The 15,682-nt window shown below is 53.8% G+C and carries 15 protein-coding genes and 3 pseudogenes; 9 read left to right on the forward strand and 9 right to left on the reverse strand.

The window, feature by feature from the left end:
- Positions 1 to 68: 68 nt before the first annotated feature.
- Complete coding sequence (locus ACZRMS_RS14940) at positions 69 to 1,355, reverse strand: hydroxymethylglutaryl-CoA reductase, degradative (protein ID WP_463995866.1); 1,287 nt, start codon at positions 1,353 to 1,355, stop codon at positions 69 to 71.
- Between the two features lie 137 nt (positions 1,356 to 1,492).
- Between ACZRMS_RS14940 and ACZRMS_RS14945 the strand changes: the two genes are divergently transcribed.
- The 4 genes from ACZRMS_RS14945 to ACZRMS_RS14960 all read left to right on the forward strand — a co-directional run bounded on the left by ACZRMS_RS14945 (position 1,493) and on the right by ACZRMS_RS14960 (position 5,071).
- Positions 1,493 to 2,863, forward strand: coding sequence for an aminotransferase-like domain-containing protein (locus ACZRMS_RS14945; RefSeq protein ID WP_463995867.1), 1,371 nt, complete (start codon positions 1,493 to 1,495; stop codon positions 2,861 to 2,863).
- A gap of 53 nt (positions 2,864 to 2,916) precedes the next feature.
- Positions 2,917 to 3,525, forward strand: a complete 609-nt coding sequence (locus ACZRMS_RS14950) for a dTMP kinase (RefSeq protein WP_463995868.1) — start codon at positions 2,917 to 2,919, stop codon at positions 3,523 to 3,525.
- 168 nt (positions 3,526 to 3,693) lie between these two features.
- Positions 3,694 to 4,371, forward strand: coding sequence for a type 1 glutamine amidotransferase domain-containing protein (locus ACZRMS_RS14955; RefSeq protein ID WP_463995869.1), 678 nt, complete (start codon positions 3,694 to 3,696; stop codon positions 4,369 to 4,371).
- A 70-nt stretch (positions 4,372 to 4,441) separates the two neighbouring features.
- Complete coding sequence (locus ACZRMS_RS14960) at positions 4,442 to 5,071, forward strand: glutathione S-transferase family protein (protein ID WP_463995870.1); 630 nt, start codon at positions 4,442 to 4,444, stop codon at positions 5,069 to 5,071.
- A 73-nt stretch (positions 5,072 to 5,144) separates the two neighbouring features.
- Here the strand turns inward: ACZRMS_RS14960 and ACZRMS_RS14965 are convergent, their stop codons facing one another.
- On the reverse strand, positions 5,145 to 6,236 hold the full coding sequence (locus ACZRMS_RS14965; protein ID WP_463995871.1) for an NADH:flavin oxidoreductase/NADH oxidase: 1,092 nt from the start codon (positions 6,234 to 6,236) through the stop codon (positions 5,145 to 5,147).
- A gap of 83 nt (positions 6,237 to 6,319) precedes the next feature.
- Between ACZRMS_RS14965 and ACZRMS_RS14970 the strand changes: the two genes are divergently transcribed.
- Entirely contained in the window at positions 6,320 to 6,619 is a 300-nt protein-coding gene (locus ACZRMS_RS14970) for an ArsR/SmtB family transcription factor (protein WP_463995872.1), read from the forward strand.
- A gap of 344 nt (positions 6,620 to 6,963) precedes the next feature.
- Here the strand turns inward: ACZRMS_RS14970 and ACZRMS_RS14975 are convergent, their stop codons facing one another.
- The 5 genes and pseudogenes from ACZRMS_RS14975 to ACZRMS_RS14995 all read right to left on the reverse strand — a co-directional run.
- The gene (locus tag ACZRMS_RS14975) at positions 6,964 to 7,125 is read right to left on the reverse strand and encodes a hypothetical protein (protein WP_463995873.1); all 162 of its coding nucleotides are present in this window, start codon (positions 7,123 to 7,125) and stop codon (positions 6,964 to 6,966) included.
- Positions 7,125 to 7,292, reverse strand: coding sequence for a hypothetical protein (locus tag ACZRMS_RS14980; RefSeq protein ID WP_463995874.1), 168 nt, complete (start codon positions 7,290 to 7,292; stop codon positions 7,125 to 7,127). Before ACZRMS_RS14980 ends, ACZRMS_RS14975 begins: the two co-directional genes overlap by 1 nt.
- Positions 7,293 to 7,391: 99 nt before the next feature.
- Positions 7,392 to 7,664, reverse strand: coding sequence for a colicin immunity domain-containing protein (locus ACZRMS_RS14985; RefSeq protein ID WP_463995875.1), 273 nt, complete (start codon positions 7,662 to 7,664; stop codon positions 7,392 to 7,394).
- Positions 7,661 to 7,990 carry a colicin D domain-containing protein gene (locus ACZRMS_RS14990; protein ID WP_463995890.1) on the reverse strand — a complete coding sequence of 110 codons (330 nt, stop codon included), beginning with the start codon at positions 7,988 to 7,990 and terminating at the stop codon, positions 7,661 to 7,663. Before ACZRMS_RS14990 ends, ACZRMS_RS14985 begins: the two co-directional genes overlap by 4 nt.
- Positions 7,991 to 8,047 (reverse strand): annotated as a pseudogene (locus ACZRMS_RS14995) (S-type pyocin domain-containing protein); the annotation flags it as partial.
- A gap of 721 nt (positions 8,048 to 8,768) precedes the next feature.
- On the opposite strand from ACZRMS_RS14995, the gene ACZRMS_RS15000 reads away from it, so the two are divergent.
- The 4 genes and pseudogenes from ACZRMS_RS15000 to ACZRMS_RS15015 all read left to right on the forward strand — a co-directional run.
- Positions 8,769 to 9,470 (forward strand): helix-turn-helix transcriptional regulator, encoded by a 702-nt coding sequence (locus ACZRMS_RS15000; RefSeq protein WP_463995876.1) that lies wholly within the window; start codon positions 8,769 to 8,771, stop codon positions 9,468 to 9,470.
- 5 nt (positions 9,471 to 9,475) lie between these two features.
- A complete protein-coding gene (locus tag ACZRMS_RS15005; RefSeq protein WP_463995877.1) occupies positions 9,476 to 10,261 on the forward strand; it encodes a PhzF family phenazine biosynthesis protein in 786 nt (261 codons plus the stop codon).
- Between the two features lie 54 nt (positions 10,262 to 10,315).
- A pseudogene (locus tag ACZRMS_RS15010) lies at positions 10,316 to 10,558 on the forward strand (GMC oxidoreductase); the annotation flags it as partial.
- A 581-nt stretch (positions 10,559 to 11,139) separates the two neighbouring features.
- Positions 11,140 to 11,553, forward strand: a pseudogene (locus ACZRMS_RS15015) (DHA2 family efflux MFS transporter permease subunit); the annotation flags it as partial.
- A gap of 208 nt (positions 11,554 to 11,761) precedes the next feature.
- On the opposite strand, the gene ACZRMS_RS15020 reads toward ACZRMS_RS15015, so the two are convergent.
- Positions 11,762 to 12,436: a hypothetical protein gene (locus ACZRMS_RS15020; protein WP_463995891.1), complete on the reverse strand. Its 675-nt coding sequence runs from the start codon at positions 12,434 to 12,436 to the stop codon at positions 11,762 to 11,764.
- A gap of 604 nt (positions 12,437 to 13,040) precedes the next feature.
- A complete protein-coding gene (locus ACZRMS_RS15025) occupies positions 13,041 to 15,644 on the reverse strand; it encodes a fimbria/pilus outer membrane usher protein (protein WP_463995878.1) in 2,604 nt (867 codons plus the stop codon).
- Between the last annotated feature and the right edge of the window lie 38 nt (positions 15,645 to 15,682).

A 15,682-nucleotide genomic window follows, 5' to 3' on the forward strand; every position in this document is an offset into this window, starting at 1 on the left:
CTTTTCGTTCTGCAAGCCGTCCCTCGCACCCACCTCAACCAGACGGACATGACTGCCAGCCATGATCATTACTGCGCCCGCTTTTGTTCAAGCAGTTCAGCCGCTTTGTCCGAACGCACATCACAGGCTTCGACCATTCGGGTGACCAGCCAATTGACTTCTTCACCCCTGGCGCCCGCCGAAAGCGCAATGTTGCGTGCGTGCAGAGCCATGTGACCGCGCTGGATGCCTTCGGTGGACAGCGCACGCAGCGCGCCCAGGTTTTGTGCAAGCCCCACCGCCACAGCGATTTCGGCAAGTTCCTGTGCTGTCTTCACACCCAGGATGCGTAACGACAGTTGCGCCAGCGGGTGAGTCCGGGTAGCGCCGCCAACCAGTCCGACCGGCATGGGCATTTCCAGTGTTCCCACCAGATGGCCCTTGCTGTCTTTTTCCCAGGTTGTCAGGGAACCGTAATGCCCGTTGCGGCAGGCATAGGCGTGTGCACCGGCTTCCACCGCGCGCCAGTCGTTGCCTGTGGCGACGATCAGCGGGTCGATGCCGTTCATGATGCCCTTGTTGTGGGTGGCTGCACGATAGGGGTCGACCACGGCAAAGTTGTAAGCGTCGAGGATCCCTTCGATGACGTCTTCGCCTTTGTAGCTTGTGGTGGTGAGCAGCTCAGGTGCTATGCGGATCTGGGCCCGGGCAAGGCGCAGGTCGGCCAGGTTGGACAGGATGCGCAACCGGACCTTGCCCCCCGTAATTTCTTCCATCAGCGGGGCCACGGCTTCAGCCATGGTGTTCACGGTATTGGCACCCATGGCATCGCGCACGTCCACGATAAGGTGCGCGACCAGCATCGGCCCGCGTGGGCTCTGGGTGAAGGTATGTACTTCAATGTCGCGGCAACCGCCGCCCAGCTGGTTAAGCAGTTGATCCTTGCGATTGGCGAGTTCGATGATTTCGTCCTTGCGGCGCAAAAGGCTCAGGCGGGCGTTGAAGGGGTCTTCGATTTCGACGATCTGCACCTGGGCCCGCATGAGCGGTAATGAGCTGGAAGTCTGGAAACCGCCAGCCTCGCGAGCCAGTTTCGCCATGAACGAGGCGGCAGCGACTACCGAAGGTTCCTCAACGACCAGCGGCACGATGACGTCGCGGCCATTAATCTGGAAGTTGCTGGCGACGGCGTACGGCAATTCGAATGTGCCGATGACGTTCTCGATCATGCCATCGGCAATTTCCAGGGGGAGGGCGCCGGGATCGCGCAGCAGGGCGACATCACCTTCCGGCAGCTCAAGCAACTCTTGCAAATGCCCCAAACGCTCGGCGGGCGTCATGCTGCGGAACATGGGGAGGCGGGAGTCGATACTCATGGGGAGGGTTCTCGTGCAGTTATTGTTGTTGAGTTGCCGTCACCCTATTCGTATGTGTCCGACTTAAAAAGGTACAGTTTGGACAGACAGTACCTAAGCTGTACCCTCTGAAATTATTTCATTCAGGAATCCATGCGATGGCGCGACAGACGCTTGCCCAGCAACTGACGGCATCACTGGTCGAGCAGATTGGCAACGGCACGTACCGGGTGGGCGACCGTCTGCCTTCTCTGCGCGAGTGCATGGGCCTGTTCGGCTATTCGAAAAATACCGTGATCAACGCTTACGAGGCGCTGGCGTCCCAGGGGCTTGTTGAGGCGCGACACGGGCAGGGTTTCTTCGTCAAACAGGGCGCTCCGAGCAGCAGCGAGCCGGAAGAGCCACAGCCATTCACCCGCGCGATGGACACCATATGGCTCATGCGTCAGCAGTTTGTACGTGAGCCTGGACATTCGCCACTCGGTGAAGGTTTTCCGCCCGTCGAGTGGTTGATGGATTTGCGACTGGACAAGTTCACGCGGCAGATCATGCGCATCGGCGTCACGACGCTGTTCCGGTACGGCAATCGGCTGGGGAATGCGGCGCTTCGTCAACACCTGGTACAGAAACTGGCCAGCTATTCGATTACGGCCAGTGCTCGCCAGATCGTAACCACCCATGGCGCCAATCACGCGCTGGACCTGATCATCCGTCGCTTCATTGCCCCGGGGGACTGCGTGTGTGTCGAGGACCCTGGCTATTACCCGTTGTTCGGCAAGCTGCAACTGCAAGGTGCGCGGATGCTGTCGGTACCCAGATTGCCGGATGGCCCGGACATGGAAGTGCTCGAACAGCATCTTCTCCTGCACAAGCCGAAGTTGTTTTTCATTCAGTCTGTGGGGCACAACCCGACGGGCTCAGACATTTCCCCCGGCAAGGCTCATCGGCTGGTTCAGTTGGCGCAAGAACACAACTTTATTCTGGTGGACGACGACGCTTTGGCAGATTTCAAACCGGCATCGGCTATCAGGGTCTCTGCGCTGGATCAGTTGAAGTGTTCGCTGTACGTGGGCAGCTTTTCAAAATCTGTTTCTGCGGCATTGAGGGTGGGGTTTATCGCCGGCAACAAAGACGTCATCGATGAACTGGGTGACCTGAAGATGCTGCTGCATACCAGCACATCGGAGCTGTGTGAGCGAACCGTGGATGTCATCCTGACAGAGGGGCATTTCCTGCGGCATTTGATCCGCCTCCAGGAACGGTTGAAAGCGGCCACCGCGGCGGGCTTGCAGATGCTGGATGAGATAGGGGCCGAGGTATTTGTACGTCCGGAGCAGAGTCTTTATCTGTGGGCCCGGTTCCCCCACATTGACGACGCCAGGGAACTGACGCGACAACTGCTGCCAAAGGGTTTCATGATTGCCCCCGGGCACATCTTTTCACCGGAGCAGTCGCGTGTGAATCCATGGACGAGACTGAATGTCGCGTACCTGAATGATCCGTTACTCAAGGCCGTATTGAGGGGTTGATAACGAGACCGCAAAAAATACAACTTTTAACGATGCACAATGGAATTTGAAGAATGAACCGCCCGCTGTTTATTTCTCTGGATGGGCCCAAGGGAACTGGAAAAACCACGCTTTTGGAGGCCATTACGAAAGTACTGAGGGCTGACAACAAGAAGGTGATCCGGCTTAGCGAAAGAAATAACGATCCCTGCAGGGCTGAAACAATGGCCCTTGTGAACACACTCGTCAGAAATCCCGGCAGGGATTTGGAGTTGCGGGTTTGTGAGCGCCTTGCTGATAGTCGTAGCTGGATTTCCCGTCACGTGCTGACTACACAGCCAGCGGACAGCATCATCCTGATCGATCGCTGGTATCCGTCTGATGCCGCGTTTCGCCGGATAGTCCCGTTTGCAGAAATTCTACAATTGAACATGGATCGGGGCGTGCGAGTACCGGACCTGCATGTGGGGGTTGTCACCGACCCTGAAGTGTCATGGGCGAGGGCAGCAGCCCGATCGCGAGGGCTGGGCAGTACCGTGCTTCATAACCTGGAAGAGCATGTCGCTTGTACCCGGGCGTTCGAGCAAGCGATTGCAGATCACGGCTGGGCTTTATGCCGCAATGAAGGAACCATCGAAGACGCAACGATGCAGGTGGTTTCCGGGATTTATAGACTGCTTTGATGCTCTGTACGCTAAGGCAGCGGCTGGCGCCTATCCTGTCATCCACGGTTTTCGTCGTTGCACGTATTCAAAAACCGGTGGTCGTACATAGTCAGGGCAGTGCATTCAGCATCAGCCCAAGGCAGATCGCGTTGCCAAAGGCCAAACCGTATCAATGAGGGCTATGACATGAAAGTTCTGATGGTTCTGACGTCCCACGATCAACTGGGGGACACGGGCTTGAAAACAGGATTCTGGCTTGAAGAGTTCGCAGCGCCTTACTACGTATTCAAGGATGCAGGGGCAGAGGTGGTTTTGGCGTCGCCAGCGGGTGGTCAGCCACCGCTGGACCCAAAGAGTGAGCTGCCGGATTTTCAGACTGACATGACCCGCCGGTTTAACGCTGACCCTGACGCTCAGCGGGCTTTGGCGAACACCGTCAAGCTGGATACGGTTAGCAGTAAAGACTTTGACGCCGTGTTCTATCCGGGTGGACATGGTCCTCTGTGGGATTTGGCCGAGTCGAAGACGTCGATCCAGCTGATCCAGTCATTCGAGCGTTCCGGCAAGCCCATTGGTTTTGTCTGCCACGCTCCGGGGGTTCTTCGCCATGTGATGGCCGCAGACGGCGCGCCGCTGGTTAAAGGTCGCCGAGTCACCGGTTTCACCAATGGTGAGGAAGCCGCAGTAGAACTGACCGATGTCGTGCCATTCCTGATCGAAGATGAGTTCCAAAGCCTGGGTGGGCTATATGAAAAAGGGCCGGACTGGGCACCCTTTGTCATAGAAGATGGCAAGCTGATCACCGGCCAGAACCCGGCGAGTTCTGAAGGAGTCGCCAAAGCCCTTGTTGCCCGATTGAAGTAGCCGCTGACGGCGCCCGTGCTTGTTGAACAGTCCGGGCGCCGCGGGTTTACCCTTAGCAGAGAGAGTCTTCATGATCACACTTCACCACCTCAACGCATCCCGATCGCTACGTATTCTTTGGCTACTTGAAGAAATTGGAGAGCCGTACACCCTGATTCGCTATCAGCGGGACCCGGTCACGCGTCTCGCCCCGGCCTCACTGAAAAACATTCACCCGCTGGGCAAGTCACCAGTGATAGAGCTGGACGCACAAGTACTCGTTGAATCCGGCGCCATCGTCGAATACCTGATCCGCCGGTTCGCACCCCGGCTGGAGCCCGCGTTCAACTCACCTGACTATCTTCAGTACCTGCAGTGGATTCACTTCGCTGAAAGCTCCGCGATGGTGCCCGTACTACTCAAGCTATTCACCCAGTTCGAGATCAATGCAGGCACTCAGTTGAAGTTCCTGGACGGCTACACACAGGCCGAGTTTGATAAGGTCCTGGGGTTTTTGGACGGTGTGCTTGCGAACAGAACGTTCATCGTGGGTGACACATTGTCAGGAGCTGATTTCATGCTGGCCTTTGTTGCCATCACTGTGGTCGAGCAGATGAGGGGCGGGGCGCAATATCCTCATCTCCAGGCTTACCTGCAACGGCTGGCTGCGCTGGACAGCTGGAAACGGGCATTGAAGCTGGAGAGCCAACGCGACCAATAGTTGAGGCGCGCAGCCCCACGCTGGTCAAGTGCGGGAGCGGGCAAGCCCGCTCCCACAAAGGCAGAAATCGAACTTACCTGTAGCGCTCAAGCCAGTGAGCATAGGGCGCGGGCAGTGTCCAGGAGGCCTTTTCAACGCCCAGCTCTTTGGCTGCAAAGTACGGCCAGTGCGGATCAGCCAAATGAGCCCGGCCCACAGACACCAGGTCCAGCTGTCGAGATTCGACAGCGGCGTTTGCCAGTTGCGGAGTACCAAAGCCCCATGCAGAAGTCACTGGCAGACCTGTCTCACGGCGCACGCGCTCGGCGATTGGACCCATAAAGGCGGGGCCCCAGGGAATATTGGTTTGCGGGATAGTGAAGCCTACACTGACGCTCAACAGATCAAGCCCGCCGTCCTTGAAGCGCCGCGCCAATTCGATCGATTCGACCAGCGTTTGCTCATCGCGCCCGTCGTACTCGATTACCCCGAAACGAGCAGTGAGTGGCAGATTCTCCGGCCACACCTCACGCACAGCCGCCAGCGTCTCTAGCAAGAATCGGCTACGGTTTTCAAAGCTGCCACCGTATTCATCGGTGCGCTGATTGGAGTGCTCCGAGAAGAAACTCTGGCCCAGATACCCGTGCGCGAAGTGCAGCTCGATCCATTCAAAACCGGCGTCACGGGCCCGGCGTGCAGCATCAACGAAGTCCTGGCGCACACGGGCAATGTCTTCCAGGGACATTTGCTGGGGGACTTTCGGCAGATTGGCGCCGAACGCGATGGGCGAGGGGGCAATGGTCTGCCAACCATCTGGATTGCCTTCAGCAATGTGATCATCGCCTTCCCAGGGGCGGTTGGCGCTGGCCTTGCGACCGGCATGCGCAATCTGAATACCGGGTACAGAGCCGGCATCCTTGATCGCTTTTACCATGGGCACGAAAGCCTGCGCGTGGGCATCGCTCCAGATGCCTGCGCACCCGGGGGTGATACGTCCCTCAGGAGAAACGGCTGTCGCCTCGACTACAACCAGGCCCGCGCCGCCCCTTGCCAAACTGGCCAGGTGGACCAGATGCCAATCATTGACAACGCCATTTTCTGCCATGTACTGGCACATCGGCGGAATGGCAATACGGTTTCTTAAGGTGACGTCTTTTAAAGTGAACGGTTCGAATAGGGCAGACATGTCCAGGCTCCGGTAGATTGATTCGCTTGTTCGATAGTATTCGAAATATAGCATTCATTGAAAGCCTTCGTTATCATCGACACATGCGTACCTTCAAACACCCCATCCCATCCGACTTCATCCTCGAGCGTTTGCTTTACGCCCTGAGCGACCCCGTGCGTATAGAGATTGTCCGGTATCTTGCGGGCGTCACTGAAGCCTCGTGCGGCGAGCTGGACGGCGGTCGACCCAAGTCCAGCATGTCCCATCATTTCCGCGTCTTGCGCGACGCCGGGCTCGTCCATACGCGAAATGTCGGGACTACGCACATGAACTCACTGCGCTCGCAGGAGCTTAATTTGCGCTTCCCGGGCTTACTGGACTGCATCCTTTCCCAGGCCTGAGTGACTCGCGGCGCATCATCGCCAACCCACCGGTAGCCGAGTTGTAGCGGCTCGATAACATCCGCCGCCCGACCCGATTACATCGCTCGTTTCGGGACCACATTAATTGAGAATATCGGACCGCCTCGGCCCACATTAAGTGAGAATGGGCCCACATTGTGTGAGAACAGCCCGATTACATCCGGCTCGGACCACATTAGTTGAGAATGACACCGCCTTTGAGCGGCACACCCGCAGCCAACAGCCGATCATGCAGTTCCTGCGTGCGTTCCGCCGCGAGCTGGTCGACAAGAAAAAGCCCAGTTCAAACTGGGCTTTTTCTTGTTAGCCCCTTGTTGGGCCATTTATCGAGACAACGTAATCATGAAGGTGTTAATCCTCAGACTAACATCATCATCAATATTTTTTACTGCGGCCTCATTGTTTTCTTTAAAGTTTCCAGTTCTTTCAAACTCTTGTCGAGCATCCCAGCGGGTACTGCCATCTGGCCTAAATCTAGGGTTCATCAATGACCGCCTTCGACTATCCAAACAAACCTCCTTAATTTTGTTGCTTCTTCACAAACTTCTTTGGCAACTTTAGGTGTAAGAGCCATTACACTGTCACCGTTAAGATCAAAGAAGTCTTTACCATTTTCTAGATGTATCGTTTTATCTATACCTAAAAAATACATGCATCAGGAATATCTGGCATACAGAGAGAAAACTTGTCAAGATCCCGGCAAAAGAAAGCCCAGCTTGAGCTGGGCTTTCCTGAACCGTCGGTGAAAAAATCAACTTAACTTGAATTTCTCTAAAGTCGCTTTCACTTCTGCCTTAAAGCCATTTTCATCTAACTCACCCTCACTGCGATCAGATTCAGGATTAAAACTATCAGCCAAGATAAAAATTGTTGAAGCGCACTCAGACAGATTAGCTTCGTCGTCTTTTAGGATATTAGCATCTAGCTCATTATTCCAAGCCTTAATGTATTCGTCAGAAAAAATCTGCGGCGCTATATCTCCATTCAGAAATTTTTTCGCACGATCAATTAGATTCATACTCATTGCAGAACTCCATTATCTAAGTAGTTTTTAAATTGTGGTGTTTGCGGGTCAATTCGCCAGCCTGACAAAAACTTACCATCCTTACTGACTATAACAACATTGTTGGTTTTCGAGTTGTAAAAAACTTTGGACCCTGCGTTTCTTATGCATGTACCTTTTTTAACCGTATCTTTGTCAGCCAAATGTGCTTCAATCGCATCTCTAAATTTAGTCAGTGGTTGACGATTTTTTTGTGTTTCTTCAACTCCAAACCTTGACGCATGTTTATACTTTTTATCCAATTGCTTCTTAGTAAATATTCCCGAATCCAAAGGCTCGCTGAACATCACATAAGCCGGTGCAATCCCTGACTCTGCTGGGAACCAGATGATCAAATCATCTGGTGTAACCGTTTCATGACTTTATGCTCTGTCACAGGTACAAGCCTGATGACGGAGTTTTTCATTTTCTATACGGGTGTACGCCCAATCCCCAGATTTTCCGGCAAGTCTCCAAACCCAGCAACCGCCAGTGTCGGAAAACACATGATTTACGGTGCTGCTGATCCATAGCGAAAATGCCACTCTTTATGGGGTAAACGTGTATGTAAACCCATGCCGGGTAGACGACGCAGCCGGAAATTTTTCTTCAGGCGTTTTTCTACGGAATTTTCTTGGCTCCGCGTACTACCGCTGGAGGCGACCTTTCACCGAAGAGATGTTACTTCGTCGTCTGGATTACGCAGTGGCCGCAGCTCACCTTGGGCGACCTCATCCGGTACCGCGAAGGAGTACCGTCCCAGCATATTGATATGTGCGTTGGGCTCTACCCTCGGCGGATTGCTGTTCGACGGGAGCGGCTATCGCATGACATTTCTCGCAAGCGCTATCTTGCTGGCACTCGCAGCAGTGATGGCCTTTTTCACATCGCGAAACCAGGTTCAATAGAAAGCAGATTGAGTAAGGCAGGCAACTGTCCACAATTTGTCAGATTGGATTTGATCTAGCGTCCCGTCAGGAAAATGGGAGGGACGATTCGGACAGCCTATTAATTCAACAAAAAATTGATAATTAAACTTATTGTTGATATTTTTCCTGCCCTTCGATAAATCACGTGCAGGCACCAATGAAGGTTTCTGAAGTATTACCAGCCGAGCGCAAGCTGATACTTAATGTGCTTCACAGCACCCTCAAAATGCTCAGTAATGCGGTAGGCCTTCATACGGAGATCGTGTTACATGACCTGGCCAACCCGGAGAGATCCATCCTTGCCATCGCCAATGGTCATGTCACTGGCAGAAGGGTAGGCGGGTCAGTATTGGGCGGCCCACGCCAGGATTTAGGATTCATCGCCGTCAGGCGCGCCATGGACGATCACTCAAGCTCTGATCCCATAATGGTGGAGAACTATTCGACACTCGCGCCTGACGGCCGCCCGCTGCGCAGTTCCACCGTGGTATATCGCGACAGCAGCGGGCAGCCTTTCGCCAGTCTGTGTATCAATGCCGACTTGAGCGGTGTTGCCGCCGCACACGCTGTTCTCGCTGGAATTCTGGGCCTTGAAGCCGCGCCTGAGTCACGCGCCGATGAGCCAAGAGATATGGAACAGTTGATGGCGCAGATTATTCAGGTCGCTTGTCCCGGCGGTGTAGCAGGGATGAAAAAACCTCAAAAGGTTGAGGCTGTTCGGCAAATGCAGGATCGCGGGATATTCATCGTCAAAGGCGGGATTGAAAAAGCTGCCGCCGCGCTCGGCGTAACCCGATACACCATCTACAACTACCTGGAGCAGATCCGGGCTACAGAAAACGCAAGCGGGCAGGAATGATAAAAATGCAACTCGATATTTTCCAGGTAGACGCTTTTACTTCTGAGACTTTCGGCGGCAACCCGGCGGCGGTTTGTCCGCTGCAGACGTGGCTGCCTGATGCGACGCTCCAACAAATCGCCGCAGAAAACAACTTGTCCGAGACGGCCTATGTTGTGCGCAACGGTGAGGTGTTCGAGTTGCGCTGGTTTACCCCCACGGTGGAAGTCGACCTGTGTGGCCATGCCACCTTGGCAGCTGCCTGGGTGCTGTTCGAGCAACTGGGTGAAAACCGCGACCTACTGCGCTTTTCCACTCGCAGTGGTGAATTGCGGGTACGCCGTGAAGGCGCACGCCTGACCATGGACTTCCCGGCCAAGCAGCCAGAACTCGTCGCTGTTCCGCCAGGCCTTTTGCAAGCCTTGGGCCTGGAACGGATCGAAGCGCTTTATCGCACAGATGATTACCTGGTAGTGGTCGAGGATGACGCCATCGTCGCCGGGCTCAATCCCGACTTTGCTGCGCTAGCCGCGTTCGACGTGCGCGGTGTCGCGGTGACTGCGCCGAGTCGTCACTTCGACTTTGTTTCACGCTGGTTCGGCCCTCGGGTGGGCGTGAATGAAGACCCGGTTACCGGCTCGGCCCACACCTCTCTGGCGCCCTATTGGGCCAAGCGCTTGGGCAAGCGCAGCCTGAGTGCGGAGCAAGGCGGGGCGCGCAAGGGTCAACTGCACTGTGAAGTTCTGGACAGCGACCGAGTCATTATCAGCGGCCACGGCGCGCTGTACTTGCGCGGTACTATCTTTATCTAAGGCCAGTTCATGCAGGGGCTGCTCACACCGGGCCGAACAAACCCAAGAGTCGCGGCTATGTACGCATCCGAGTTGCGGGTGAGGGGGCTTGCAGGTTTACGTGTGATCGACTCGTCAGTGTTTCCAACCGAGCCCAACGGCAATCTCAATGCGCCGACCATCATGCTCGCCGAACGGGCATCCGACCTGGTTCGCGGGCGACAAATGTTGCCTGCTTCGGAAGTTGCAGTCGGCCTGGCACAAGACTGGCAGACGAGCCAGCGCACAGCGCTTCCCGAGCGCAATGTCAGGGTTTGATTCAGTTCATGAACTACACGTTGCTCAGGTAATCTTTGTTCAGTACCGGCAACAAGATGCCTGTTCAGGCATCTTGTTGGTGAGCGCAGACCTCAGGTTTGCGCCAAGGCATTTTCTCAGGTGGCCGGGGTATTGTTCGAAACTGTGCGAATTTTGAGGTTTCAAGTCAGTGAGCCAATCGCTTATTTACGAGAAAACCCGTAAGCCAAGCCAGACTCGATTTTTGTAAATGCTCTGCGAATTAATGAGACTAAATTCTGGATTTTCTCGTAATTAGTCATTTTCTTTCCGGTTTTTCTCGAATTTTAGCAATAATCGATAGCCGAACACGTCCTCAACAACTGTGGTTATCCATACGCCCGAACCGTCATGGCAGGATCTAGCGCATAAGGCCGGATGCTTGTATTGCTGAAGCCCCTCCAGAGATAAATCGCTATGCCCCGACAGGATGCCGAGGCTCTTAACGAGGTTGAAATGTCCACGGTGTTGTGGGCGATTCAATCTGTTAGATACAAGCGGTCGGTTGATCTCATTTACGCCCTCAAGGCAACGTCTTCGCTCGACAATAATCTTGCAATTGACGGATGATCGCCGCGTCTACCATCGGCGCCATCGCGTCCCTCGCGCCCACGTCGGGCTCGGCGGCGGTCGAGGGGATCACCGACATTTCCTCTTGGCACTGGCTGCTCTACATCAATCTAGTGCCGGGCCTGTTCGTGACCTTTGCCGTGCCGATGCTGGTCGAGATTGACCGCCCCAACCCGTCGATGCTCAAGGGCGGCGACTACATCGGTATGGCGTTAATGGCGGTGTTTCTCGGCTGTCTGAAATACACCCTAGAACAGGGCACGCGCTGTAACTGGTTCAGTGACAGCACCATCGCTACCACCGCCTGAATCACCGTCATCAGCGGCGGGCTGTTTATCTGGCGCTGCCTGGAAATCAACGAGCCGATTGACGACCTGCGCGCCCTGCGGGACGGAAACTTCGCCCTGAAAATCTCCTCCGCATTCGAGGAATACCACCGGCTCCATGCGAAACTTCAGCCGCTATCGACGGCCGCCAATGTGGCAAAGGGAGGTCGGCGGGCTGCACAAGCATTTAGCCGGTTAAAGAGTAGCTGCGCTGTCGTAGCGTCATCTCTTAGATCCACTACAAATCATCTCAGGGTGGTGAGCAATACCCCGCAAGGCTGGCAACTTATTACCAATCGATCTCAAAAGACATTGAAGCCGTCGCTGGTCCCGGTTCAGGGTCTGGAACAGGACACAAAGTCCACGTCACCTGTTGTTCAATACTCCCATTCAGGGGGACTGTTCCTAGACTCTGCGATGATCCATCCATTTGCATCGAGTTACCAGCATCTATACAGGCAGCAGTTGCGGCACCGGTTGGACCGAGAAAAGCGCGGATGGTAGCGACTTCAGACTTGCTCGTTTGGTTGAACATAGGCATATATTGTTTCGCACCCACCGCCGGGATGGTGGGCATCGCTCTGTAGTTAACCTTAGTTTGACCTGTGCCTCCTTCGCATCCTACGTTTATTTGCCCACTCTCTGTGACCATGTCTATACGGTTGGGGATGCTCCCAAAATTAACAGCAGCGGGAATGCTAACCGTACACGTAGCTTTTTTTATGACGGTTAGCGTACCACCCTGGGAAATTTGGGTTTTCGCCGCGGATTTATGGTCAACAACGAGATTGAGGGCAGGTACCGTGTAGGTGCCGGGGAGTGCAGTTTCATCGACGTAAACATACAGTCTGCCACCGGTGAGCTGGGTATTGGTTTCAGCGCCTTGAGTGACAGCGGTACCCGTTGGCAGAGATGTGCACAACACTTGTGTATAGGAAGCAACAGAATTTGTCGGATTGGTCATTGTGCCATCCGCTTGAAGCGTTGCCGATCCAGGTTGACTGCTACTGGTTGGTACCGTCAGTGATACAGTATTTGTCAGGCTCCCCGACGTGAAGTGCAAAATGATACCTGGAGCTATTTTGATGCCTGCTTTTATAACGCCCGATTGGGCAACATACCCGGTTGTGCCGCTGCACAGGTTCGGACTTCCCTGCGCAACAGGTGCCACGTTCCAGCGAAATGCCCAGCCTCCGGTTCCGCCCGAACTGGTGGCGGTGGGGTGAGTGGTAACACTGGTTCCTGAGGCCAGTTCCCAGAAATTGTCTCCAGAGCCAGATTCTACGACAAGTGCGACAGCTTGTGCGTCGTTAACTACTGCCAGACCACAAAGAACCAAGCCTCCTATAGCCCATCGCTGTCTATAAGTTAATCCCCGTGTGCTGCGCACTCGAGGTTGTTTATGACTCACGGGATGGCAGAGAGTCATAGCTGATAAGTGAGTGAATAAAATCGGTGTTATATGCTTCATGGCCTGCTCCGGGTCGGTGACTTAACGTAGTGCTTGCTCTATTGCCACCAAGGTGTTTATTACAATTTTTTTGCGCTGCTATACGATGGGAGGCAACCTATCGGCATTCACCCTTCGTTTGGATAATCGGCATTTGCGGCGATACAGCTAAACCTTTCAGGTTAAAATCAACATGGCATTGTTTATCCGCACTTTTTCCCCAGGAGACTAATAAAACGCCTTCTTCAGGCAATCCCGTCAGATAGACTTGCCCCATATCACTGACGATCCCTGCGTTGTCTTCTTGCCCCCCGGAGTGATCAACCAAAGAAACGGTCGCACCAAATGGCACTGCACCTTCGCTCTTGTTCAGGGTCATCAGTACCTGATAGCCGAGGCGGGTTTTAAAATCGGCTTTTACTACCGCGCCTTTGGTGGGATATACATTAAGGTTCGAGTAAGGCAAGTCCACGTTTTCGGGTAATGAGGCGGGGTCCAAGCCAATACTGTTCTTGCCATAATCTGACAAATAGGGGGCTACAGCGTAGCCATGTCCATCCGTGATCGCACCACCGTTAGTGACGTTAACTCCCGCTGCACCCGGAGCACTCACCAATGCCATGGAACTGCCTAATGTACGCGAGAGCGTGACGCCCTGAGAGTGAGCAATCATCCCGCCGCTGGCATTTATATTCATCGCGCGCGAGTCTGTGCTGTATGAGTAGCCACTGTTAAGACTGACTTTGCTCCCCTGATAGCCCATGTTCAGGTTACTGTTGCTCACCTGCCCCTGATTGCCCCAGCTCTCCATCATGCCGTAGTTGAAGGCACCCTCTGCGCTCGACCCGGTTACGCCTGCTTGAGTCTGCGAGCGCCCATTGTTGTCATGGGTGACCTGTGTACTTGCATAGGTATTTTGCAGTTTTGAGCTGTTACTGAACACGTTTAACGGAATACTTATGTTCAAGGACGCTTGGCGATTTTCTGGCCAGTTACCCTGTCCCTTCATTTGATCAATCGTGTAGAACACTCCATAGCTGACCCCCCGATAGCTACCGCTGTAGCCAGCAGCCAGGCCTGTTCGTTTCGTGTCTGAACCCCAATAGTTATCCTGTGACGCACGCAAGCTCAATGAACCCGAGTTGCCCAGTTGCTGATTTATTTGGGTCTGAAAGCTGCTGCGCTGGCGATCAAGTCTCCAGGGGGTCTGATCATCGCGCAACTGATAGCCCGCGTCATTAAAGTCGTTAAAGCTGTAATAGTTGCGCGTGGAATAACGCAGCGCCGTAAGATCAAACGAGGTCCCGGTCGACAGCATGTTCTTCGAATAACGCAGACGATAAGATTCCCCTGTTTGTTTCGTACTGGATTCAAATTGAGCTGATGATTGTGTCATATCTGCGGATAAAGCGCCCACCGGGCCGAGCGAGATCCCGCTCCCCGCAGTGAGCGAAGTATAATCTTGCGCAACCAGCGCCCCCCCATACAAAGTGATATTTTTAGGCAGGCCATAGATCAGAGTCCCTAACGCAAAATCTGCCTGGCGTGAGTCCACGGTCACACCACCATCATAACGTCCCGCCGTTATTTCATATTTCAAACTTCCAGGTCGTAACATCACGGGAAGTGAGGAAAAAGGAACGACAAAATTGCGTATGCTGCCATCTGTTTCAGTGACCGTGACATCCAGGTCGCCGGACATACCAGCCTGATAGATATCTTTGATTTCAAATGGCCCCGGAGCCACAAAGGTTTCATACACCACATGACCATTCTGGCGAATAGTGACCCGTGCATTACTGTTGGCAATACCACTGACGACAGGCGCAAACCCACGCAAGCGGTTGGGCAACATTTGTTCATTTGAGCTTAATTGGACGCCACGAAATGGCACACTGTCAAAGACCTCTGAGCCGCTGCTACTTTCGCCCATCAGTACAGTGGAGCGCAATCCACGTATATCTCGGAACATATTAGTATTCGAGAATTGTGTGTGATCACGGTTCTCATGGGGGCGATTGCCCCCGCCAGAGCTTACACTGGTCTGGGTGATTGTGCTGCGCAGGCGCCATGGCCCCACATTCGCCCCGGCATTGATATTTGCAAACAAATTATTACTGTAGGCTTCATTCTGATTAGACGTTTGTTCATTACGGCCGAGACTAAGACTGTAATTGGCCAGCAATGCCGGAATGCCGTCATCCCACAGTTCAGTGTCTATCCGACTGTTGATATTAGGTTGCATGGCCACCTGTGGCACACTGATATCCAGGCGCAACTTCGATAGATTAAAGCGTGCGAAGGCGTCAGGGATCAGCGCAGGCAAGTCCTCTACCGGTTTGTCTTTTGGAAGATCTTTAAGCGCAGGGAGATTGTTCACATTCACCCCCAAGGTCTCTAGCAAGTCCGGAGTTAATTCAGGGGCAATAAGCCCTTTGTTATTACGACTAAACTCGACCATCTGCGTGGTCGCTTCATTCTGATTAACAAAAATAGTTACCAGGTAATCACCCTCGGCGACACTACCCGCTTCAGCAAATTGCGACAGATCCACATCTTGCACATCTCGACCTAATGACAGTAACCCAGGGTCAAAATAATCTTCTGCCCAACCTGATGTACTTCCCATCATTAACAATAACGAGAGGGGATGTAGACGAAAACGACGAGTTTTACCCGCCCTGTATTTGTCACTGAGGGAGTATTTTTCAGCGGTGTTCATGGTGAGTATGCAGCTCCAAAACTATTGTTGTTACAAAC

This window comes from Pseudomonas sp. B424 (assembly GCF_055408345.1).